We start from the raw sequence: 21,019 nt of genomic DNA on the forward strand, positions 1-21,019 counted from the left end.
TACCCAATTTAAGTAATCAGCAGGATTTTTTAAACTGCCATCACTTTTATATGCGTTTTGCATTTGCGCATTAGGAAATGGCACTACATCACCATTTTTTAAAAGCTCGCCTACTTTAACCTTGGGGTTATAAAATGGATGATAGCTGAAAATAAAGCGCTTATTTTGCGTATATGTAATACCGCCTACTGCGGCATCTGTTTGTGCGTAAATCTCTGACTTAACCGTTTCAGGCTCAGCCATTACTGTTGAGCTTACAAGTATGGCAATTGCCGTTAAGCCTAATTTAGATTTATCTAAAAACATAACTTACCCTACTTTTGTTGAATGTAATTAGCAGTACCATCTATCCAGTCTTGACGCGCTGGGGCAAAAAAGTCGATATCTACAGTATCTTCACTGAAGTGAAACTCGTGCGGTACGTTAGCAGGTATTACCATCATATCGCCTGCTTTCATAAGATATTGTTTGCCACCGGAGAACACTTTGGCCTCGCCAGAAATGATCCACGTAACTTGCTCGTTTGGGTGTTTGTGTAAAGGCACTTTACCGCCTTTTTTAGCCACCCATTTCACAAACGTAGATTGTGTACCATGAAAATATTGACGTGTTAAATACGGCCCCATCTGCTCTTTAGGTTGGCTATCAAGATTGAGTAAAAATGGCGTGTTAGTGATATGTTCGTTGTAGTTTGCAAATATTCCCATGCCCGGCGCGGATGTTATTTGATCTTCAATTGTTGCCTTTGCAGCAAACGAACTTGCGCCTAAAAGAGAAGTTGCCAGCAATAACGTGTTAATTTTCATAATTTCACCTAAATAATAAACTATGTGCTGATGCACTAACTATTGAGGTAAAGTTTACAGGCTATAAATTTTTGAAAAACCCGCATTGGAGAGAAACATTTTCAAATAAAAACGAGTAATAACTTTTTTATTAGTAATAAAAACCCAGCGTCAATGCTGGGTTTTATAATAAAATGGGTTAGCACAAAGTGATTTAACCTACTTGAAGCTGCGCAGCCTGAATGTATTGCACTAAATCTTCAATAGAAACCACAGTCATATTATGTTTATTAGCATAATCACTCACCTCAGGTAAGCGCGCCATTGAACCATCTGGATTTGTTAGTTCGCAAATTACGCCAAATGGTTTTAAGCCGGCAAGCTGCATTAAATCAACGGATGCTTCGGTATGACCACGACGAACTAATACTCCGCCCGTTTGTGCTTTTAAACCAAATACATGCCCAGGGCGCGATAAATCACTTGGTTTAGCGTTATCGCCTGTCGCTGCTTTTATAGTAGTTACTCTATCAGCAGCAGACACGCCTGTTGTAACGCCATGCTTAGCTTCAATAGTGACTGTATAAGCGGTGTTATTTTGACTGGTGTTGTGGGTTACCATTTGCGGTAAGTCGAGCTGTTTAATGCGCTCCTCCCCCATGCATAAGCAAACAATACCGCTGCCTTCGCGGATCATTTCGGCCATTTGAGAAGTCGTTAAATGCTCAGCTGAAAATACAAAGTCGCCTTCATTTTCACGGTTTTCATCATCAACAACAAGTACGCCTTGCCCTTGCTGTAGTGCAGTAATTGCGCTTTGTACGCGGATATGGCTTTCGCCGAATTGAGTAAGTAGAGACTGAATCATCATTATATTCCAAATAAAAAATAATAGATTCAGGACTGTGAAAGGATCAGTAATATATCGCTTTAAATTTAAAATGATCACTACCAAAATAGCTTAAATAAAATAACAAAAAGCATGCAGCAAAAAGCAGCGCACACTGTTATACCAACTGCATTAAATTAGTGACCTATTATAACGCTAAAAAATAGCTCACTTAACGCGATACAATGATCGTGTCTTTAATAAAATTGGTATTAGTATAATAAGCCATATTCTCTTTCATCCGGACTGTAACCGTCGGCTCTGGCATCTCACCAGATCTGCTTGACCTTTACTGAACCTAGGTTAAATAAAGCGCTCGCGGGCTCGTTTAAGTTATAAATAACATTAGACATACCGCCGGTGGGGAATTTCGCCCCGCCCTGAGAATGTACTTTTATAACTAAAGCGCTATAAAAGCGGGCTTATTATACCCTTTAACTTAATTACTTATCAAAGGTAAGTGAATAAACTTCTAACAAAGCTCGGTATTTAATGAGGCTTTGACTACTTTACCTTCATTTATGTCAGCGGTGATTGTACAAGTAGCGCCGTTTACTAAATTTAAGTTAGGTGGAGCATGACCAATATCGGCATCAATAATCACAGGAAATAAACACCCACCTAGTGCAACATCAAGCGCGTGGCGGTAATCAAAAGAAGCATCTTGACCTTGAGTGATCACGCTGCGACCAATAATAATACCGTTTATATCGTCAAATATACCTGCTAATTTTAATGAAAGTAAAAACCGTGCAACGGTTGTTGGCGTCAGCTCTGAGTTTTCTAGGTATAAAATAAGCCCTTCGGGTGCACTGTGTTTTTTAAATTCATGTAGTGCCAAAAATGGAGAGTCGAGTAATAAGCCGACTGTATCTAAGCACCCACCAAATAAACGACCCGACATTTCAATAGTGCGTGCATCAAAGTAATTTAAACACTGCCACTGAGTAACTTCTGAGTGTTCAAACAATGCATTTGGGTTTTGTACGTAATCAGGTCTATTTTTTTGATAATGCGATGACGGGGCTTGCTCAAATTTGCTACCTGCTTCATAACTTAGTGTTTCAAATATTTGCAGGCAATAAGGACTTTTTTCGTCAGGATGTAACTGCATAAGATTAGCGCTGTGTAGTGTTGCCCATTGGCATTTTGCCGTGAGTGCGCATGCAATGGTGCTTACATCAGAGAACCCAACTAACCATTTAGGCTTTGCTTCTTTAATTGCATTAAAATCAAGTAGGGGCAGTATTTCCATTGCAAGCTCGCCACCAAATGGAGGCATAATTGCATCTATCTCATCATCTAATAAAAAACCCATTAACTGCTGAGCGTGCGCTTTAGCGTTAAGCTGTCCATGCGGTTTGCTTTGACGTAAAAACTCTCCTTCAACAACATCATACCCTCGATGTTTTAATCCATTAATAACAATGTCTAACCGTGCATGGTACTTTTCTTTAAGGCCTGATGAAAGTGAACAAATTGCTATTTTTGATCCTACTTTTAAAGGCGCTGGGTAAAGTATATTAGGCATATATTTTCCTTTTTAGAGAATACGTTAATACCAATTACATTAAATCAGCGAGTTATTTGATGCGCTAAATGCTCATGTTTTTAATAAATTGATATAAGTACCTACTATACCAACATAGACCATATTTATAGAATATGAATACTGTACAAACGCGCCTACCATTAAAGGTTAAATTACAGACATAAAAAAACCGATGTAATTACATCGGTTTTTATTTAAAAACGTTAAAGTGAGTTATGCGTTAAAGATACTCAACTTCAATGATTTCGAACTCAACAATACCTTTTGGCGTTTGAATAGACACTGCGTCGTCCATTTGTTTACCAATTAAGCCACGTGCAATCGGTGAGTTAACAGATATTAAGTTGTTTTTAATATTTGCTTCGTCATCGCCCACAATACGGTATTTTACTTCAGCATCGGTTTCTACATTTACAATAGTTACCGTAGTGCCAAAAATAACTCTACCGGTATTTGGCATTTTAGTTACGTCGATAATTTGAACATTTGAAAGTTTAGCTTCAATTTCTTGAATACGCCCTTCACAAAAACCCTGTTGCTCACGCGCAGCGTGGTATTCAGCGTTTTCTTTTAAGTCACCATGTTCACGTGCAACCGCAATATCACTTACGATTTTAGGACGGGTAACTGTTTTTAATTCGTTAAGCTCTTTACGCAGTAAATCTGCGCCACGAACTGTCATCGGAATTGATTGCATACTTTTCTCACTTAACACCAAGGCCCTAGTTGGCCTTGGCACATTTCCTTAGTTCAATCGCAGATGTAGCTCTTGAACTGACGTCACTTTGCTGCGGTCATCTGCTTTATTAGCAGTACAGTTAGCGAATGCCGCGTTCAAGGTTGTCGTATAGTTGGTTTTATTTTGCAATGCACCACGACGTAACACCTTCGAATCTTCGATCGCTTGGCGACCTTCGGTGGTATTAACGATATAGCTGTACTCTTTATTCTTGATATAATCAAGAATATGCGGGCGGCCTTCATATACTTTGTTTACACGTCGTACTTCAATGCCAGCTTCTTCAAGAGCTTGTGCCGTGCCACCAGTTGCGTCAAGTTCAAAACCTAAGTCGGTCATGATTTTGGCTAATTCAACAATACGTGGCTTATCGCTATTACGAACAGATAATAGCGCGCGACCACCGCGTGGTAAAGTGTTGCTTGCACCTAATTGTGCTTTTGCGAATGCTTCGGCGAAAGTATCACCAACACCCATCACTTCACCTGTTGAACGCATCTCAGGACCACGGATTGGATCCACACCCTGAAACTTAGCAAATGGTAAAACAACTTCTTTAACGCTGTAGTAAGGAGGGATCACTTCTTTAGTAATACCTTGGCTTGCTAAAGACTGACCAGCCATACAACGTGCAGCTACTTTTGCAAGCGCCACACCGGTTGCTTTTGATACAAACGGTACAGTACGTGCAGCACGCGGGTTAACTTCGATTAAGTACACTTTGCCATCTTTTACTGCAAACTGTGTATTCATCAAGCCAACAACACCAAGTTCAAGCGCCATGTCGGTTACTTGCTTGCGCATTACATCTTGCACTTCTTGTGATAAAGAATGTGCTGGTAATGAACAGGCTGAGTCACCCGAGTGAACACCCGCTTGCTCAATGTGCTCCATAATACCGCCGATAATTACTTGCTCGCCGTCACAAATTGCGTCAACGTCAACTTCAATCGCGTTATCTAAGAAACGGTCCAGTAATACAGGTGCTTCGTTTGATGCTTGTACAGCTTCGGTCATGTAGCGACGTAAATCATCTTCGTCGTATACAATTTCCATTGCACGACCACCTAGTACGTACGACGGGCGTACAACTAATGGAAAGCCAATTTCAACTGATTTAAGTAAGGCTTCTTCGGTTGAAGTTGCTGTTGCATTTTCTGGCTGAAGTAAGTTTAAACGCTCAACAAGTTGTTGGAAACGTTCGCGGTCTTCTGCACGGTCAATCGCATCAGGTGAAGTACCAATCACTGGTACACCATTCGCTTCAAGCTCACGCGCTAGTTTAAGTGGTGTTTGACCACCGTACTGTACGATAACGCCTTTTGGCTTTTCAACACGTACGATTTCGAGTACGTCTTCAAGCGTAATTGGTTCAAAGTATAACCTGTCAGATGTATCGTAATCGGTAGATACCGTTTCAGGGTTACAGTTAACCATAATAGTTTCGTAACCGTCTTCGCGAAGCGCAAGCGAGGCATGTACACAACAGTAATCAAACTCAATACCTTGACCGATACGGTTTGGACCACCACCAATAACCATGATTTTATCACGATCTGTTGGGTTAGCTTCACACTCTTCATCGTAAGTTGAGTACATGTAAGCAGTGTCTGAGCTAAATTCTGCAGCGCACGTATCAACACGTTTGTATACTGGCACGATGTTTAATAAATGACGTTTTTTACGAATTTCAGCTTCAGATACACCTGCAATTTCTGCTATACGCGGATCTGCAAAGCCTTTGCGTTTAAGTTTACGTAGGAAGTCAGCATTTAAACCCGCCATGCCTACTTTCGCTATTTTTGCTTCGTCTTTTAAAATGTCTTCTATTTGTACTAAGAACCAGCGGTTAACTTTAGTCAGTTCGTAAACATCATCAACGCTCATACCATGGCGCATTGCATCGGCAATGTACCAAATACGCTCAGCGCCTGGCTCGCGTAGTTCACGAATTATTTTTTCTTTTGCTTTAGGATCATCAAGCGCAACTATCGGGTTAAATCCCGTTGCACCCACTTCAAGACCACGTAATGCTTTGTGTAATGATTCTTGTTGGTTACGACCAATTGCCATTACTTCGCCAACTGATTTCATTTGCGTAGTTAAACGGTCGTTTGCACCGGCAAATTTTTCAAAGTTAAAGCGAGGAATTTTTGTAACAACGTAATCGATTGAAGGCTCAAAAGACGCGGGAGTTTTGCCACCAGTAATGTCGTTTTGAAGCTCGTCAAGAGTATAACCTACGGCTAGTTTTGCTGCAATTTTAGCAATTGGGAAACCCGTTGCTTTTGATGCTAATGCAGATGAACGTGATACACGTGGGTTCATCTCAATGATAACCATACGGCCATCTTCAGGATTAATACCAAACTGCACGTTAGAACCGCCAGTTTCTACACCAATTTCACGTAATACAGCCATAGAGGCGTTACGCATAATTTGGTATTCTTTGTCGGTTAGCGTTTGCGCTGGTGCAACGGTGATTGAATCGCCAGTGTGAACACCCATAGGGTCAAAGTTTTCAATGGTACAAACAATAATACAGTTGTCGTTTTTATCACGTACAACTTCTGTTTCGTACTCTTTCCAACCAATCAGTGATTCATCAATTAGTAATTCGTTCGTTGGCGATAAATCTAAGCCACGTTCACAAATTTCTTCAAACTCTTCTAAGTTATACGCTACACCGCCGCCGGTGCCGCCCATAGTAAAAGAAGGTCTGATAATACATGGTAAACCAATGCGCGTTATGATGTCTTTGGCTTCATCCATAGAGTGAGCAATTTCAGCACGAGGACATTCAAGACCAATATTTTTCATTGCTACGTCAAAGCGTTCACGGTTTTCTGCTTTGTCGATTGCATCAGCCGTTGCACCAATTAGTTCAACACCATGTTTAGCCAATACACCGTGCTTGTCTAGTTCAAGCGCACAGTTTAATGCCGTTTGACCACCCATTGTAGGCAGTACTGCATCTGGCTTTTCTTTTTCAATAATTTTTTCTACCACTTCCCAGTGAATTGGTTCGATGTATGTTGCATCGGCCATATCAGGGTCGGTCATGATAGTTGCAGGGTTTGAGTTAACTAATATAACTCTGTAGCCTTCTTCTCTAAGTGCTTTACACGCTTGAGCACCAGAGTAGTCAAATTCACAAGCTTGACCAATTACAATTGGGCCTGCGCCTAAGATAAGAATGCTTTTTATGTCGGTACGTTTTGGCATTATTACTCCAGTTAAATTAGTGTTTACGCGCTTGCATCAAATCGATGAAGTGGTCAAATAATGGGGCTGCATCGTGCGGACCAGGGCTTGCTTCAGGGTGACCCTGGAAGCTAAACGCAGGTTTATCTGTACGATGAATACCTTGAAGCGTTCCGTCAAATAACGATTTGTGCGTGGCACGAAGCGTACTTGGCAGGCTTGACTCTTGAGCTGCAAAACCATGGTTTTGAGCTGTGATCATAACTACATCGCGGTCTAGGTCTTTAACTGGGTGGTTAGCGCCGTGGTGGCCAAATTTCATTTTTTCTGTTTTAGCACCTGAGGCAAGGGCTAATAACTGATGACCTAAACAGATACCAAAAATAGGTGTGTCGGTTTCTAAAAAGGTTTTAATTGCATCAATAGCGTAAGTACATGGCTCAGGATCGCCAGGGCCATTAGATAGGAAGATACCATCAGGGTTTAAAGCCAGTACGTCAGCGGCAGAGGTTTGCGCTGGTACTACTGTAAGTTTACAGCCACGGTCTACAAGCATACGTAAAATATTACGCTTTACACCGAAGTCGTAGGCAACAACATGAAACTTTTCATCAGCAGCATCAAGGGTTTTAAATCCTTCGCCTAATGTCCAGCTTGATTCGCGCCACTCAAAATTTTCCTTGGTTGAGACAACTTTTGCTAAATCCATACCTTTTAAACCTGGGAAGGCTTGCGCGGCTTGTAGCGCTTTATTTTCGTCTAGCTCGTCGCCAGCAATAATACACCCGTTTTGTGCGCCTTTATCACGCAAAATTCGAGTTAACTTTCTGGTGTCGATGTCCGCAATACCTAAAATATTACGTTCTTTTAAGTAATCATCTAACGATTGCTCGTTACGAAAATTACTTGCTAGCAGTGGCAAATCACGGATCACTAGGCCTTTAGCCCAAATTTGATTCGCTTCTTCGTCTTCGCTGTTGGTACCCGTATTACCGATATGTGGGTACGTCAAAGTTACGATTTGTTCCGCGTATGATGGATCAGTCAAAATTTCTTGATAACCAGTCATAGACGTATTGAATACTACTTCACCGACTGACATGCCGTCAGCGCCGATTGCAGTACCGCGAAACACTGTGCCGTCTTCTAGGACTAACAGAGCGGATTTAGTCAAGTTAAACCTCCTAACAGTAAAAAACGGGAGTAAGCAATTGCTTAACACCCCGCCAATACCCAGAGGGATCGTCAAAACCAGATTTCTGTGAGCTTAAATTGTTTTACGCAGTCTTAAATGATGCAGATGTAAAGCATTCAACCTTCAATCATTTTTTCTTGCCTAAAACTATTTTTATTCCCACTGAAACCCCGGATTTACTAGCCACTTGGGTATAATTGGAAACACGCATTTAGTAATTTTTGGCAAATTGGCTGCATATTACATTAAGTTAGCTTTTAGGTCTAATATTATTTAGTAAATTGTTACAAACAAGTCACTGTAGGCAAAATTAGACCCAAACAGTTAAAAAAGTAACTAAACTACTTCAGATCTAGTACATCTTGCATATCATAAAGTCCTACAGGTTTATTTTTCAACCAGCTTGCAGCCCTTACAGCACCTAGAGCGAATGTCATTCTTGAACTTGCTTTATGGGTTAATTCGAGTCTTTCGCCCATTGTGGCGAAGTATGCGGTGTGTTCACCTACTATATCGCCCCCTCTTAGTACCGAATAACCAATTTCATTTTGCGATTTAGCGGTCTCCACTTGGCTGCGGTCATATACAGCAACCTCGTCGTGGTCCCAGCCTTTAGCCTGTGCAATTGATTCGCCAATGGCTAATGCTGTGCCCGATGGCGCATCGATTTTATGACGATGATGCGCTTCAAATATTTCAATATCTAAATCGTCACCAAATTTGGTCGCTGCGGTTTGCACAAGGTTCAGTAATACATTGACTCCTACACTGTAGTTTCGCGCAAATACAATAGGAATATGCTTAGCGGCATCGTGTAAAAGTGCCATATCGTCGCTTGTTAAGCCCGTTGTACCAATAACCATAGGAATTTTTTGTGCTACAGCGGTTTTTAAATGGTTTTTCATACCAGCGGGAAGCGTAAAGTCGATTAAAACATCTACATTATCTATTGTGGTTTCTTCTCTAAAGCTAACACTGTTATCGGCTGCGCTATTTACTTGATTTACATTAATACCTAATAACGATGAACTGCTACGAACGTATGCACCTGTAAGTTGTGTTTGCTCTTTAATTGTCGCTGCTTCTAATAGAGCTAAGCCCATTCTGCCATTAGCACCAAAAACGCCTATTCGATTTGTAGTCATTGTTTTTACCTAATTTAAATTTGGATCCGTTTTTTACTAATCTGAGTATATATCCGGTGCATTACAAATACGCGCTTGGGCATTTTTATGCAGTTGGACAAATATTAATCGCTGAAAATAGCGTTACTTTGTAGATATTATCTAAAAGTCATGCAATAGTCAGGTGACCTTTTAATTTAATAATAATAACAATACCAGTTTACTTTAGCCATCTATACATTTAAACTTCTCTTTCGCGTCGATTTGGTCTTTGGCTTGCGGGCGCTGCACTCTCCTAATTTTGTTAATGATTAACATAGTAGGTAGATTTGCTAAATTCAGCTAAAAGAGGAATTTTTGGCTGTTGTAAATTAACTGGTTTCGAGGATTATGATGCAGCCATCATTTAACAAAAATAAAGCAATACTTTCTTTACTACCCCTTTTAACCTTTGTAGCACTATTTTTGGGCTCTGGTTTATATTTACAATCGCAAGGGGTTGACTACGCTTTTTATCAACTTCCTGCTCCAGTGGCTATATTACCCGCCATTATGCTTGCGTTTATTTTAAATAAAGGCACAGTAAACGAGTGTGTAGAGACCTTTATTAAAGGTGCCGGACACAACAATATTATTACCATGTGTTTAATCTACTTACTTGCGGGTGCGTTTTCTGCTGTTGCCAGTGCAACCGGTGGTGTAGATGCGGTAGTAAATGCTGGCTTATCACTTATTCCACCTTCGCTATTACTTCCTGGTTTATTTTTAATTGCAGCGGTTGTATCTACTGCAATGGGTACGTCGATGGGAACAATTGGTGCTATTGGTCCTATTGCTTATGCGGTATCAATTAAAACAGGTATCGACCCTGCGTTAATGGCCGGTACGATTGTATCTGGCGCTATGTTTGGCGATAACTTATCAATTATTTCCGACACCACTATTGCAGCTACGCGAACGCAGGGCTGTGAAATGAAAGACAAGTTTAAAGAGAATCTTAAAATTGCAGTCCCTGCTGCAATACTAACTATTGGCTTGTTGTTTTATTTAACACCTGCAGCACAAGTAGTTGAAACCAAAGATTACGATATTTGGTTAGTACTTCCTTATGCCTTTATTTTAGTGTTAGCCGTTGCTGGCTTGAACGTATTTGTCGTGTTGTTTAGCGGTATTATTTTTGCTGCATTAATGGGCTTTACAGGAAGTTATGAAGGCGCAAGCTTTGTAAAAGACATTTACAAAGGCTTTACCGATATGCAGGAAATATTTTTACTATCGATGTTTATTGGTGGCTTATCTGAATTTATTCGTATTAACGGTGGCCTTGATTTCATTGCTCAAAAAATTCAAGCCATAACTAAAATCATTGCAAAATGGCACCGTAAAGTGGCCGATCAATTAGGTATTGCAGCATTGGTTATGACAAGTAATATGTGTATTGCTAATAATACCGTATCTATTATTGTTGCTGGCCCTATTGCTAAAAAGCTAGCAGATGATGGTGAAATAAGCGGTAAACGCTCTGCAAGTTTGCTTGATATATTTGCTTGTGTAACGCAAGGCTCACTTCCTTATGGCGCACAAGCGCTACTGTTAGGTGCTACGTTTAAAATTAGCCCGTGGGAAGTATCAACGTCTTCTTATTACTGTTTTATTTTAGCATTTACGGCGATTACTATTATTTGTTTGCGCCGTAATAAAGCGTAATAAATTGAGTCATTACATGTTGCAGCTTATTAAGTAGGCTGCAACATGTGTTAAATTAGCGATCAACAAATCAATCTCTTCTGCTATAATTGCCGCTTCCGCGTGTCACTAAAATTATAGTTATAAACAGTTATGAAATTTAAAAAATTACTCCCTTTTATTACCCTTACTTCTCTCGCTTTATCATCGTCGGCTTTCGCTGCCAATTGGAGCAGTACAGCAGTACATATAAATAATGGCAGCCAAAAAAATCCATTTTCTAAGCAAGAGTCAGACACCACTGTTTACTCGCTTCAACATGCATCGGGCTATGACTACGGCGATAATTTCTTTTTTATTGATTACAGTAAAGACGATATAGATGACGGTTACCAAGATGCTGATTTTTATGGTGAGTGGTACTCAACGGTTAGCTTATCAGCCATCACTGGTAAGCAAATTGGCTCTGGCGCATTATTAGATGTTGGCCTAACGGGCGGTATTAACGTTGCTGGTGATGCAAAAGTAATGAAGTATCTACCAGGTGTTAAATTAAGCTGGGATGTACCTGGGTTTAACTTTTTTCAAACGCTGTTCACAGCCTACATTGACGATAGTGAAGGTGTAGCAAAAGGCGGCGCACCTATTGAAACTAATAGTTGGATGCTTGATGTAGCTTTTGAATATCCTTTCACTATTGGCTCACAAAAGTTTAGCTTTAAAGGCCACGCTGAATACATCGCAGAGCGTGAAGATGAATTTGGTAACGATGTACAAGCTTGGATATTAGCACAGCCTATTTTAGTGTGGGATATGGGTCACGCCCTTCAAATGAAAGAAAACACACTACTGCTGGGAATAGAATTACAATACTGGCACAACAAATTAGGTACTGAAGTCACTGAATCGGTACCACAAATCCATATTGAGTGGACATTTTAAGCTTCAACAATCAGCTCTTTACTCAGTAATAATAAGCGAAGCACTATTTTAGCTTCGCTTTTTTTCGTCCACGTAAAACATTTAATTGAACAGGTTTAAATACTTAGTTATTGTTGTACTTCTTTTTAAGCCAAGCGCTCGCCTTTAATAGGAGTAACTGAATGTCGTCGATTAAAGTTATTTGTTTCTCTACATTATTAGTACTAACAAACAATGCCTTAGCTGGCACTTCTCAAGATACATCCGCCCTTTCTTATGATGCACTATTAAGCAATTACGAATACGACTTTAAGGTAAATTACTTTGCACTTGAGTCGCAAAAACAATCATTAAAAATGGCTTATATTTACTTAAAGCCTACTAAAGCCGGTATGCCTACAGTTACACTTATGCATGGCAAAAATTTTAATGCTGACTACTGGACTACCACTGCGCAATACCTGCAATCTTTAGGTTATGGGGTATTAATCCCTGATCAAATTGGTTTTGGCAAGTCGTCTAAGCCAACTAATTACCAGTATTCGTTTGCGACGCTTGCTCATCATACTCACGCGTTAATAGATTCACTTAATATTAAAGAGTCGATTGTACTTGGGCACTCTATGGGCGGGATGCTAGCGAGTCGTTTTGCATTAATGTACCCAAACGCCACTAAAAAGCTAATTTTATTAAACCCTATTGGGCTTGAAAACTACTTGCAGTATGTTGATTACAAAGATACTAATTTTTTCTATAAAAACGAGCTTTCAAAAACACCTGAAGGTGTAAAAAAATATCAGCAAAAAAATTACTACGATGGTAAGTGGAATACAACATACTCAGCCTTAACTGACTTTATAACAGGGCAAATACAAGGCCCAGATAAAGAACAAATGGCATGGGTGAATGCAAAAACATACGATATGATTTTCACTCAACCTGTAATAACCGAATTTAAAGATTTAACTGTGCCAGTTAAATTAATTATTGGTACACGCGATAGAACCGGTCCAGGCCGTAACTGGAAAAAAGATGATGTTGATTACGAGCTTGGTCGATACGATAAATTAGGCAAACACGCTGCAACACTTATTCCTGACGCACAATTATTCGAACTAGATAACTTAGGGCACCTGCCGCACATTGAAGATTTTGAACGCTTTAAAAATGTATTACAAAAAGCGCTTACAACTAAATAAAGGTGAGTACTGAATACAAAAACCCCTGTAAGTAATTACTCACAGGGGTTTTTATTTAGTAATTAAACTAGATTACAGCTTACATTGTGGGTTTTTACCCTGTGCTTTAGCAGTGCTTTGCTCACTAAGTGCTTTACTCATTTGTGCTTGTAAGTCTTTAATACGACTGCTTGGCGCTGGGTGAGTTGATAAAAACTCAGGTGTTGTACCACTACCTGCTGCACTCATATTTTGCCAAAGGGTTACTGATTCTTGTGGATTAAAGCCTGCTTCAGCCATTAAATCCAAGCCAATTTCATCAGCTTCTGACTCGTGCGAACGGCTAAATGGCAAAACAACACCATACTGTGCGCCTAAGCCTAGACCCTGCATAATTTCATTACGGTATTGAATGTTACCTATTTCAAGTGCTGCACTACCAAGTTGCATACCGGTATCTAAAATAGAGCTTTGTGAAACACGTTCATTAGAATGCTCAGCAATTACGTGCCCTACTTCGTGCCCTAGCACTGTTGCTAGTTGGTCTTGATTGGTGGCTATTTTTAATAAGCCCGTATGCACCCCAATGTAACCACCAGGTAGTGCAAAAGCATTAGCAGATTCATCTTCAAATACAACTACTTCCCAATTTTGCGACGCGTATTCTTTTGGTAATACAGCCACTACTTTTTCAGCAATGCAATTTACATATGCATTTGTTTTTGCATCTTTATTAATTGGTTGGCTTTTTTTCATATCTGCAAAACTAGCAGTGCCCATTTCACTCATTTGTTGATCTGAGTAAAGCGCTATTTGAGTGCGTCCTGTTGGTGACGTTTTACAACCGACTAAAACGGCTGTCGCTAATACTGCAAGTACTAGTTTTTTCATGATAATTCTCTTAAGTAATGAATTTTTTATTGCTTGTAGAATAGCAAACACAGTACCAATTTAAAATATTTGCTTTATATACCTTTATATTAAAAGGATGCGATAAGACGATAAACTTAGCAGGCAAACTAAGTTTATCCAAATACAATGCCCTGTTACACTATAGCCCTTGTTTTTAGTGATTGTTGAGTTTACACATGGACGCCTCAGCCTCGTCTTTTAATACCCGTATTTTATTGCCTTTATTAGCCAGTATCGTGGCGATTACTCCTTTGGCTATTGATATGTATTTGCCCGCCATGCTGGTAATTGCAAGCGATTTACAAACTAATATGCCAAATGTACAAATATCGTTGAGTATTTACTTAGCGGGTTATTCATTGGGGATGTTATTTTTTGGCCCTATTGCCGATCAAATTGGCCGCCGTAAGCTCGCACGTATTGGCTTAACCCTATTTGGCGCAAGCTCACTTGCACTCGCATTTACAACCGAAATCCATGCGTTTTGGACTATTAGAGCAGTGCAAGCATTTACCGGAGCGGCAGCAACCGTAGTCGTACCGGGTATTATTCGCCATATTTATCAGCAAAATACAGCTAAGGGAATGTCGTATGTGTCGATGATCATGATGGTAGCACCGTTAGTAGCCCCCTCTGTTGGTTCGTTTATTTTAGGATTTTCTGTTTGGTCAACCATATTTTTGGTTCTTGCTGGATATAGCTTTTTAATATTAGCGTTTGTACAAGTGTATTTAATAGATATACCTATTCATAAAAATGAGAAAAAAGGCCTCGCTCTGTTTTTTGATAGCTATAAAACAGTACTCAGTAATAAAGACGCACGTGCGGATATACTCAGTTCTATGTTTGTATCGTTTGGATTTTTTTGCTTTTTGACCTCAGTACCATTTATTTATTTAGATTTATATGAAGTGTCAGAACAGTTATTTGGTGTGTTATTTGCGTTTAATGTAATGGCGCTTATGTTTGGTAACTTTTTAAATACGCGAATTGTACCAAGGCTGGGCTCTCGAAAAATGCTCTATATTGGGCTTGTATGTGGGTTTGTATCGGGGCTTGCGCTGTTAACATTTAGCTTATTGCACTTATCACTTTATTATATTGTGGCTGCTATTGCGCCATTAATGATGAGTTTAGGTGTCACTGCAAGTAATGCTGATTCGCTAATATTGATGAAGTTTGAAAGAAACACAGGTACAGCAACGGCCGTAATTGGCACACTTCGTTTTGGTAGTGGTGCATTAGTTGGCCCGTTACTCGCCATTATGCATGCAAAAAGCGCAGTACCATTTTCAAGTTTAATGTTTAGTGCTGTGTTACTCACTATGCTCGTACAGCTAATTCACTATAAAAAAGACAAAAAAAATGCCTCAATATGAGGCATTTTTATCAAAGCTAATAACCTTAAATTAATTAAGCGTCAGCAGCTTTAGAAACCATAACCATTGCAGGGCGTAATAAACGACCATTCAATGTGTAACCTTTTTGCATAACAGCAAGTACTGTATTAGGTGTTACATCGTTACTTGGTTGAATTGACATTGCTTGATGAAAATCTGGATTAAACTGCTCACCTTGTGGGTTTACAATTTCAACACCAAATTTAGAAACAGCGTCATTAAAGCTCTTAACCGTCATATCGATACCTTCAAGCAACGGCTTTAGTGTCTCATTTTCTTTATCAGAAAATTCAATAGCACGTTCAAGGTTATCAATTACAGGTAGTAATTCGTTAGCAAATTTTTCTAGTGCAAATTTATGCGCTTTTTCTACATCTTGTGCTGCACGACGACGAATATTATCTACATCTGCTGCGGCACGAACAACACCGTCTTTTTGATCAGCAATTGTTTGCTTTGCAGCTTCAAGCTCTGCATATAACATCGCAATTTCTGCTTCAGGGCTTTGTTCTTGTTCTGCATGCTGATCAGCGGCTTCTACTGCTGCTTCTACATCAGCCTGCATTTTAGAAATTTCTTCGTTTAATTCTACTTCTTGCTCAGGGTTTTGTGTCTGCTCAGACATAAAATACGTGCTCCAATTCTTTACAACTGCGGTAATTATGGGGATTGAATAAAAAGATTCAAGAGTTAGATGCCTCAATTAATTTAAATTCTTGAATTATTTCTTCAATCTGCGCTGATTTAGGACAAATTATACAAAAACGGCTTTGATATTCTTGATTTTTAAAGTACGGCACGCTTATTACAATTAATTCATCGCACTCAGTAAAAGGTAATTTTTCGCTATTAAGTACCGATACACCATTTTTAAAAGCGAGTTTATCTTCTACATAATTTAAAAACGAAACACCAATATTTAAACTTTGTTCGCAGTCTATTTGTTTGTAGAGGTAATTTTCACCAACAACAATACTATTATCTGAGCCTAATTTTTGGCTTAGTTGTCGCGTCCATTGATTAAGCGAATCATGGCAATTTCGAGGCGCTGTATTTGCCATAGCTTGCATACGGTACAAACCTTCCATTAAGGTTTGTTGGCTAAATACAGTGTTCAACCAAGTGGCAAATTGATAACGAACAGAGTCTGACGAATCATGAGGTTTATCAATACAAATATTGTGACTCTGCCCTGCCCTATCTATTAATAAAATAAGCCAGTCGGTAGAATCAAAATCAAGCACTTCTACTCTAAACATTTGCTGTGAACTGGCTTGAGGTAAACCAACACAACAACATACTTGGTATTTTTGGCTCAAACCATGCGCTAGCTCAACGAGTTGTGACTGCTGTGGTTGCCAATAATTAGCAATATCAGCAAGCACAAAAAATTCGTCAAACCAATAATCAAACCCTTCATTTGTCGGCACTCGCCCTGCGGATGTATGAGGTGAATACAATAAGCCCACTTTTTCTAAGCGAGCCATAGCATTACGAACCGTAGCCGAACACACTGCCATGCCTTTGAGCTTGGCAATTTTTGTTGATGGAACAGGCAAGCCTTCACCATTACAGTACATGTTCATAACAGCTGAAAAAATTTGCTGATCTCGTGGGTTTAGTTTCATGGTATCTACATCTTGTTGCATGAAAGAGATATCGGGGCGTTTAGTTCTTTTTCAAGTCGTGCAGCTAACTCACTGCGAATAAAATTGAAGGTTTATAATATTGCTATAATCTGTATTTTCAAACACTTCTGTTTTGAGTTACTCTACTATTATTAAATCTCTTTGTGCGTACATTATGGACTCTCCTTTTAACACCATAGGCCTAATTGGCAAACCTAATCACCCGGGAGCCGCTGCTACCCTTCAGCGTTTACATACCTTTTTACTTGCGCTTGGCTTTGAGGTAATAGTAGAAAAACGCACAGGGAGTCAGTTAGACGATATTCCGCATGACAAACTTGTTAAGTTAGTCGACTTAGGTGAACAAGCCGATTTAGCCATTGTTGTAGGCGGTGACGGTAACATGCTTGGCGCAGCTCGCGTACTTGCGCGCTTTAACATTGCTGTAATTGGTGTAAATAGAGGCAACCTTGGCTTTTTAACTGATTTAAACCCCGAAGGGTTTGAAGCGAGCTTAGAGCAAGTACTCAGTGGTGAGTATCTTGAAGAAAAACGTTTTTTATTAGAAGTAGAAGTATATCGCCACAACGAATTAAAAAGTGCAAACTCAGCCGTTAACGAAGCGGTACTTCATGCCGATAAAGTAGCGCACATGATTGAATTTGAAGCTTTTATAAATAATGACTTTGTGTTTTCTCAGCGCTCCGATGGTTTAATAGTATCAACCCCGACAGGCTCTACGGCGTATTCACTTTCAGGTGGCGGTCCAATATTAACGCCAGAACTAAATGCTATATCGTTAGTACCTATGTTTCCTCATACCTTATCTAGCAGACCTTTAGTGGTAGATGCCGATAATGAAGTTCGTTTAAAGCTAAGCCTAGAAAATACAGATAGCCTACAGGTAAGCTGCGACAGCCACGTAGTGCTAGCCGTATTGCCCGGCGATGAGGTAGTAATTAAAAAAGCCGATAAACAATTGCGCTTAATTCATCCAAAAAATTACTCTTACTACAACGTTTTACGTACAAAACTGAATTGGGGTAGTCGTTTGTACTAATTTTATTGCCAAATTTAGTACTATAAAGCAAAATGGCGACTTAAAATAATAATCAACTAATTTAGGAACGAGTAGCAATGACTTATGTAGTATTCTTTGCTTTACTGCTATTAATTACACTTTTATACAGTTACCTCAAAATTGAGAGTAACCGTAAAAAAGCGATAGAAGCTAGAAAAAAGCTATTTAATGAACGTGTTTCGCATGTAAATACGCGCCTTAAAGCAAAGCTTAATGATCTACTTGATGCTAAAATAATTCGCCCAAAATACGTTCCTCGCATTCAAGCTATTGTAAATAATTTTTTTGTTGTTCAATCACATACAGACGAGAACTTGCAACAGCTTGAAGATACCGCCGACCTACTAATTAATACGTTGTCCAACGAGTTAATTAAAATCAATCAAACAAATATAATTCAACCATTGATTGATAATATACAGTACTTTGTATCTGAGTTGCCCCAGCAAGGAATTTTGTACAATAAGAGTTTTTATATTAATACATTACCTCCCCTCATTGCTCTGCTTAAAACCGAAGAAAGTATACAACCTACTGATATTGTTGATGATCAAATTGATGCATCTTCCCAAACTTCCGATACACAGTTTACTCAAGATGTAAGTGTTGCTTAAATAATAAAAAATTAATTTGCAAAAAACCAAAACACTGTATAAATTAACAGTTAATTGACTGGATGGATAAACAGTATGTTAATTGGTTTAGAAGTTAAAAATTTTGCAATCGTAAGTAATTTAAGCACCGAATGGCGCAGCGGTATGACTGCGATCACAGGTGAGACAGGTGCTGGTAAATCTATTGCTATTGATGCCCTATCGCTATGCTTAGGTGAGCGCGCTGAAGCATCAGCAGTTCGCCCAAGCTCTGATAAAGCGGAAGTATGTGCACAATTTGACTTAACAGATCTACCGCTTGCTCAAGCATTTTTAGAGCAACATATGCTAAGCACTTCTGACAACGAGTGCTTATTACGTCGTGTTGTTTGTAAAAATGGCCGTAGTAAAAGCTATATTAATGGTAGTGCAGTTACCGCATCACAATTAAAAGAACTTGGTCAATATTTAATATCTATTCATGGACAACATGCCCACCAATATTTATTAAAAGCTGAGCATCAGTTACAGCTTTTAGATGCCTATGCAGGGCATCACCACTTAGTAAACTCAGTAAATAAAAACTATAAACAGTTTGCTAACTTACAAAAAGAATTTAAACACTTAGAACAACAACAGCAGCAACAAGCAGCGCAAAAACAATTGTTAGAGTATCAAGTTGCTGAGCTTGATGAATTTGCATTACAAGAAAATGAGTTTGATTTAATTGAGGCTGAGCATTACAAACTAAGCAATAGCCAAACAATATTAGAATCGTGCCAACGTGAGTTACAACACTTATATGAAAGTGATGAGCAAAACGCTTGCTCATTACTACAGCACAGCGCTCAACAATTTACCGAACTGGCTCAATATGACGAAAGTTTAGCAAGCGTAGCTGCTATGCTTAGCGAAGCCGCTGTACAAGTTGAAGAAGCAAGCCGCGAAGTGCGCAATTACACTGAGCAAGCAGATTTAGACCCGGCACGCTTAGTTGAAGTAGAAAATAGGCTAAGTGGAGCGATGGATTTAGCGCGTAAGCATCATATAAAACCACAGCAGTTAGTTGAGTTTCATCAATCGATTGCTCAAGAACTTGAGTCAATAAGTAATAATAGTAATCGTCTGGAGCAGCTTGAGTCAGAAATAGAAAGCGCGTTACTTAGTTACAAGCAAACTGCTGATGAATTAAGTAAAAGCCGCTGCGAGTATGCTAATACACTTAACACACTAATAAGTGAAAGCATGGCTAACTTATCAATGGAAAACGGTGTTTTTGAAATAGCCTTAACTCAAGAGAGTAATCGTACACCAAACAGCCTAGGCTTTGATAATGTCTCGTTTTTAGTATCAACTAATCCGGGGCAACCACTTCAGCCATTAGCTAAAGTAGCATCAGGTGGTGAGCTTTCTCGTATAAGTCTTGCTATACAGGTAATTATTGCCCAAAAAGTAACAACCCCAACACTTATTTTTGATGAAGTTGATGTAGGTATTTCTGGCCCAACGGCATCTGCTGTAGGTAAGTTATTACGCCAATTAGGTAAATCAACTCAAGTAATTTGTGTTACTCATTTACCGCAAGTTGCCAGTAGTGCACATCAGCAATTTTTTGTAGCTAAAGAAATAGCACAAGGCGAAACGTTTACTCATATGCTGCCTTTAAATAAAGATGGCCGTATTAATGAAATAGCCCGTTTACTTGGCGGCGATAACATAAGCAAAACAGCTAAAGCAAATGCTAAAGAACTAATAATGGCTCACGCCTAATGTGTTAGTAAATAACGTCTTCAAGGATTAAATAATGCACAGTACTTTAGTTGATTTATGTATAATTTTAAGTTGGTTGTTATTAGTACTAAGCACCTGTTTAATTATATTTAGTAAATATAAACATACTTGTTTTAAACAACGTTTATTTAAGTTTTTAAATAGCTTTTTAGTTTTTCAACTAGTCGTTGTGGCCTATTACTTTACTAGCGAAAAAATAAATGGACTAAGTGATTTAGGTGTTAGTTATTGGGTTTTAATTACAATGCAGATTGCGTGTATTGTAATATGCTACATGAGCTTAAAACGCAGAAAGGCTAAAATAAGGCCATCCCTTGATTCGTTTTCAATGGATTAAAGTA

General features: G+C 39.1%; 17 protein-coding genes, 1 pseudogene and 1 riboswitch. Of the genes and pseudogenes, 7 read left to right on the forward strand and 11 right to left on the reverse strand.

What is annotated here, in order from left to right; translation table 11 throughout:
- The 8 genes and pseudogenes from P20429_RS19715 to dapB form a co-directional block, all read right to left on the reverse strand.
- Positions 1 to 306, reverse strand: a pseudogene (locus P20429_RS19715) (hypothetical protein); the annotation flags it as partial.
- Positions 307 to 314: 8 nt separating this feature from the next.
- Entirely contained in the window at positions 315 to 806 is a 492-nt protein-coding gene (locus P20429_RS07085) for a cupin domain-containing protein (RefSeq protein WP_007584521.1), read from the reverse strand.
- Positions 807 to 999: 193 nt separating this feature from the next.
- Positions 1,000 to 1,653: a 3,4-dihydroxy-2-butanone-4-phosphate synthase gene (gene ribB, locus P20429_RS07080; protein WP_033026936.1), complete on the reverse strand. Its 654-nt coding sequence runs from the start codon at positions 1,651 to 1,653 to the stop codon at positions 1,000 to 1,002.
- A 246-nt stretch (positions 1,654 to 1,899) separates the two neighbouring features.
- A riboswitch (FMN riboswitch) is annotated at positions 1,900 to 2,066 on the reverse strand.
- An 80-nt stretch (positions 2,067 to 2,146) separates the two neighbouring features.
- Positions 2,147 to 3,205: a S66 peptidase family protein gene (locus P20429_RS07075; RefSeq protein ID WP_007584524.1), complete on the reverse strand. Its 1,059-nt coding sequence runs from the start codon at positions 3,203 to 3,205 to the stop codon at positions 2,147 to 2,149.
- Positions 3,206 to 3,446: 241 nt separating this feature from the next.
- Complete coding sequence (greA, locus tag P20429_RS07070; protein WP_007584535.1) at positions 3,447 to 3,923, reverse strand: transcription elongation factor GreA; 477 nt, start codon at positions 3,921 to 3,923, stop codon at positions 3,447 to 3,449.
- A gap of 48 nt (positions 3,924 to 3,971) precedes the next feature.
- Positions 3,972 to 7,190, reverse strand: coding sequence for a carbamoyl-phosphate synthase large subunit (carB, locus tag P20429_RS07065; RefSeq protein ID WP_007584537.1), 3,219 nt, complete (start codon positions 7,188 to 7,190; stop codon positions 3,972 to 3,974).
- 16 nt (positions 7,191 to 7,206) lie between these two features.
- Positions 7,207 to 8,343, reverse strand: coding sequence for a glutamine-hydrolyzing carbamoyl-phosphate synthase small subunit (gene carA, locus P20429_RS07060; protein WP_007375827.1), 1,137 nt, complete (start codon positions 8,341 to 8,343; stop codon positions 7,207 to 7,209).
- A gap of 362 nt (positions 8,344 to 8,705) precedes the next feature.
- Positions 8,706 to 9,509: a 4-hydroxy-tetrahydrodipicolinate reductase gene (gene dapB / locus P20429_RS07055; RefSeq protein ID WP_007584539.1), complete on the reverse strand. Its 804-nt coding sequence runs from the start codon at positions 9,507 to 9,509 to the stop codon at positions 8,706 to 8,708.
- Positions 9,510 to 9,881: 372 nt separating this feature from the next.
- Between dapB and P20429_RS07050 the strand changes: the two genes are divergently transcribed.
- The 3 genes from P20429_RS07050 to P20429_RS07040 all read left to right on the forward strand — a co-directional run bounded on the left by P20429_RS07050 (position 9,882) and on the right by P20429_RS07040 (position 13,294).
- Positions 9,882 to 11,195: a Na+/H+ antiporter NhaC family protein gene (locus P20429_RS07050; RefSeq protein ID WP_007584540.1), complete on the forward strand. Its 1,314-nt coding sequence runs from the start codon at positions 9,882 to 9,884 to the stop codon at positions 11,193 to 11,195.
- Positions 11,196 to 11,327: 132 nt separating this feature from the next.
- Positions 11,328 to 12,116: a hypothetical protein gene (locus tag P20429_RS07045; protein ID WP_007584541.1), complete on the forward strand. Its 789-nt coding sequence runs from the start codon at positions 11,328 to 11,330 to the stop codon at positions 12,114 to 12,116.
- Between the two features lie 161 nt (positions 12,117 to 12,277).
- Positions 12,278 to 13,294 carry an alpha/beta fold hydrolase gene (locus tag P20429_RS07040; RefSeq protein WP_007584542.1) on the forward strand — a complete coding sequence of 339 codons (1,017 nt, stop codon included), beginning with the start codon at positions 12,278 to 12,280 and terminating at the stop codon, positions 13,292 to 13,294.
- A gap of 72 nt (positions 13,295 to 13,366) precedes the next feature.
- On the opposite strand, the gene P20429_RS07035 is transcribed toward P20429_RS07040, so the two are convergent.
- Complete coding sequence (locus P20429_RS07035) at positions 13,367 to 14,164, reverse strand: M48 family metallopeptidase (RefSeq protein WP_007584549.1); 798 nt, start codon at positions 14,162 to 14,164, stop codon at positions 13,367 to 13,369.
- A 197-nt stretch (positions 14,165 to 14,361) separates the two neighbouring features.
- Here P20429_RS07035 and P20429_RS07030 point away from each other — a divergent pair, with 197 nt between their 5' ends.
- Complete coding sequence (locus P20429_RS07030; protein WP_007584552.1) at positions 14,362 to 15,564, forward strand: Bcr/CflA family efflux MFS transporter; 1,203 nt, start codon at positions 14,362 to 14,364, stop codon at positions 15,562 to 15,564.
- Positions 15,565 to 15,598: 34 nt separating this feature from the next.
- Here P20429_RS07030 and grpE read toward each other — a convergent pair whose 3' ends face one another.
- Both grpE and P20429_RS07020 read right to left on the reverse strand, forming a co-directional pair.
- Positions 15,599 to 16,210, reverse strand: a complete 612-nt coding sequence (gene grpE, locus P20429_RS07025) for a nucleotide exchange factor GrpE (protein ID WP_007375833.1) — start codon at positions 16,208 to 16,210, stop codon at positions 15,599 to 15,601.
- A 58-nt stretch (positions 16,211 to 16,268) separates the two neighbouring features.
- Positions 16,269 to 17,234: an HrcA family transcriptional regulator gene (locus P20429_RS07020; RefSeq protein ID WP_007584555.1), complete on the reverse strand. Its 966-nt coding sequence runs from the start codon at positions 17,232 to 17,234 to the stop codon at positions 16,269 to 16,271.
- 154 nt (positions 17,235 to 17,388) lie between these two features.
- On the opposite strand from P20429_RS07020, the gene nadK reads away from it, so the two are divergent.
- From nadK to recN, 3 genes are all read left to right on the forward strand, one after another.
- Positions 17,389 to 18,273: an NAD(+) kinase gene (gene nadK / locus P20429_RS07015; RefSeq protein ID WP_004335384.1), complete on the forward strand. Its 885-nt coding sequence runs from the start codon at positions 17,389 to 17,391 to the stop codon at positions 18,271 to 18,273.
- A gap of 77 nt (positions 18,274 to 18,350) precedes the next feature.
- On the forward strand, positions 18,351 to 18,908 hold the full coding sequence (locus P20429_RS07010) for a hypothetical protein (protein WP_007584558.1): 558 nt from the start codon (positions 18,351 to 18,353) through the stop codon (positions 18,906 to 18,908).
- Between the two features lie 75 nt (positions 18,909 to 18,983).
- Positions 18,984 to 20,657, forward strand: coding sequence for a DNA repair protein RecN (gene recN / locus P20429_RS07005; protein ID WP_007584560.1), 1,674 nt, complete (start codon positions 18,984 to 18,986; stop codon positions 20,655 to 20,657).
- The last annotated feature ends 362 nt before the right edge of the window (positions 20,658 to 21,019 follow it).

It is taken from the genome of Pseudoalteromonas sp. BSi20429 (genome assembly GCF_000238895.1).
GTDB lineage: Bacteria > Pseudomonadota > Gammaproteobacteria > Enterobacterales > Alteromonadaceae > Pseudoalteromonas > Pseudoalteromonas arctica.

Excerpts from the sequence above, each read along its gene's own strand:
- P20429_RS07030 (WP_007584552.1), top strand. The coding sequence starts at position 14,362 with ATGGACGCCTCAGCCTCGTCTTTTAATACCCGTATTTTATTGCCTTTA.
- P20429_RS07085 (WP_007584521.1), bottom strand. The coding sequence starts at position 806 with ATGAAAATTAACACGTTATTGCTGGCAACTTCTCTTTTAGGCGCAAGT.
- P20429_RS07010 (WP_007584558.1), top strand. The coding sequence starts at position 18,351 with ATGACTTATGTAGTATTCTTTGCTTTACTGCTATTAATTACACTTTTA.
- P20429_RS07075 (WP_007584524.1), bottom strand. The coding sequence starts at position 3,205 with ATGCCTAATATACTTTACCCAGCGCCTTTAAAAGTAGGATCAAAAATA.
- P20429_RS07050 (WP_007584540.1), top strand. The coding sequence starts at position 9,882 with ATGCAGCCATCATTTAACAAAAATAAAGCAATACTTTCTTTACTACCC.
- nadK (WP_004335384.1), top strand. The coding sequence starts at position 17,389 with ATGGACTCTCCTTTTAACACCATAGGCCTAATTGGCAAACCTAATCAC.
- P20429_RS07020 (WP_007584555.1), bottom strand. The coding sequence starts at position 17,234 with ATGCAACAAGATGTAGATACCATGAAACTAAACCCACGAGATCAGCAA.
- greA (WP_007584535.1), bottom strand. The coding sequence starts at position 3,923 with ATGCAATCAATTCCGATGACAGTTCGTGGCGCAGATTTACTGCGTAAA.
- P20429_RS07045 (WP_007584541.1), top strand. The coding sequence starts at position 11,328 with ATGAAATTTAAAAAATTACTCCCTTTTATTACCCTTACTTCTCTCGCT.
- P20429_RS07040 (WP_007584542.1), top strand. The coding sequence starts at position 12,278 with ATGTCGTCGATTAAAGTTATTTGTTTCTCTACATTATTAGTACTAACA.
- ribB (WP_033026936.1), bottom strand. The coding sequence starts at position 1,653 with ATGATTCAGTCTCTACTTACTCAATTCGGCGAAAGCCATATCCGCGTA.
- grpE (WP_007375833.1), bottom strand. The coding sequence starts at position 16,210 with ATGTCTGAGCAGACACAAAACCCTGAGCAAGAAGTAGAATTAAACGAA.
- P20429_RS07035 (WP_007584549.1), bottom strand. The coding sequence starts at position 14,164 with ATGAAAAAACTAGTACTTGCAGTATTAGCGACAGCCGTTTTAGTCGGT.
- dapB (WP_007584539.1), bottom strand. The coding sequence starts at position 9,509 with ATGACTACAAATCGAATAGGCGTTTTTGGTGCTAATGGCAGAATGGGC.
- recN (WP_007584560.1), top strand. The coding sequence starts at position 18,984 with ATGTTAATTGGTTTAGAAGTTAAAAATTTTGCAATCGTAAGTAATTTA.
- carB (WP_007584537.1), bottom strand. The coding sequence starts at position 7,190 with ATGCCAAAACGTACCGACATAAAAAGCATTCTTATCTTAGGCGCAGGC.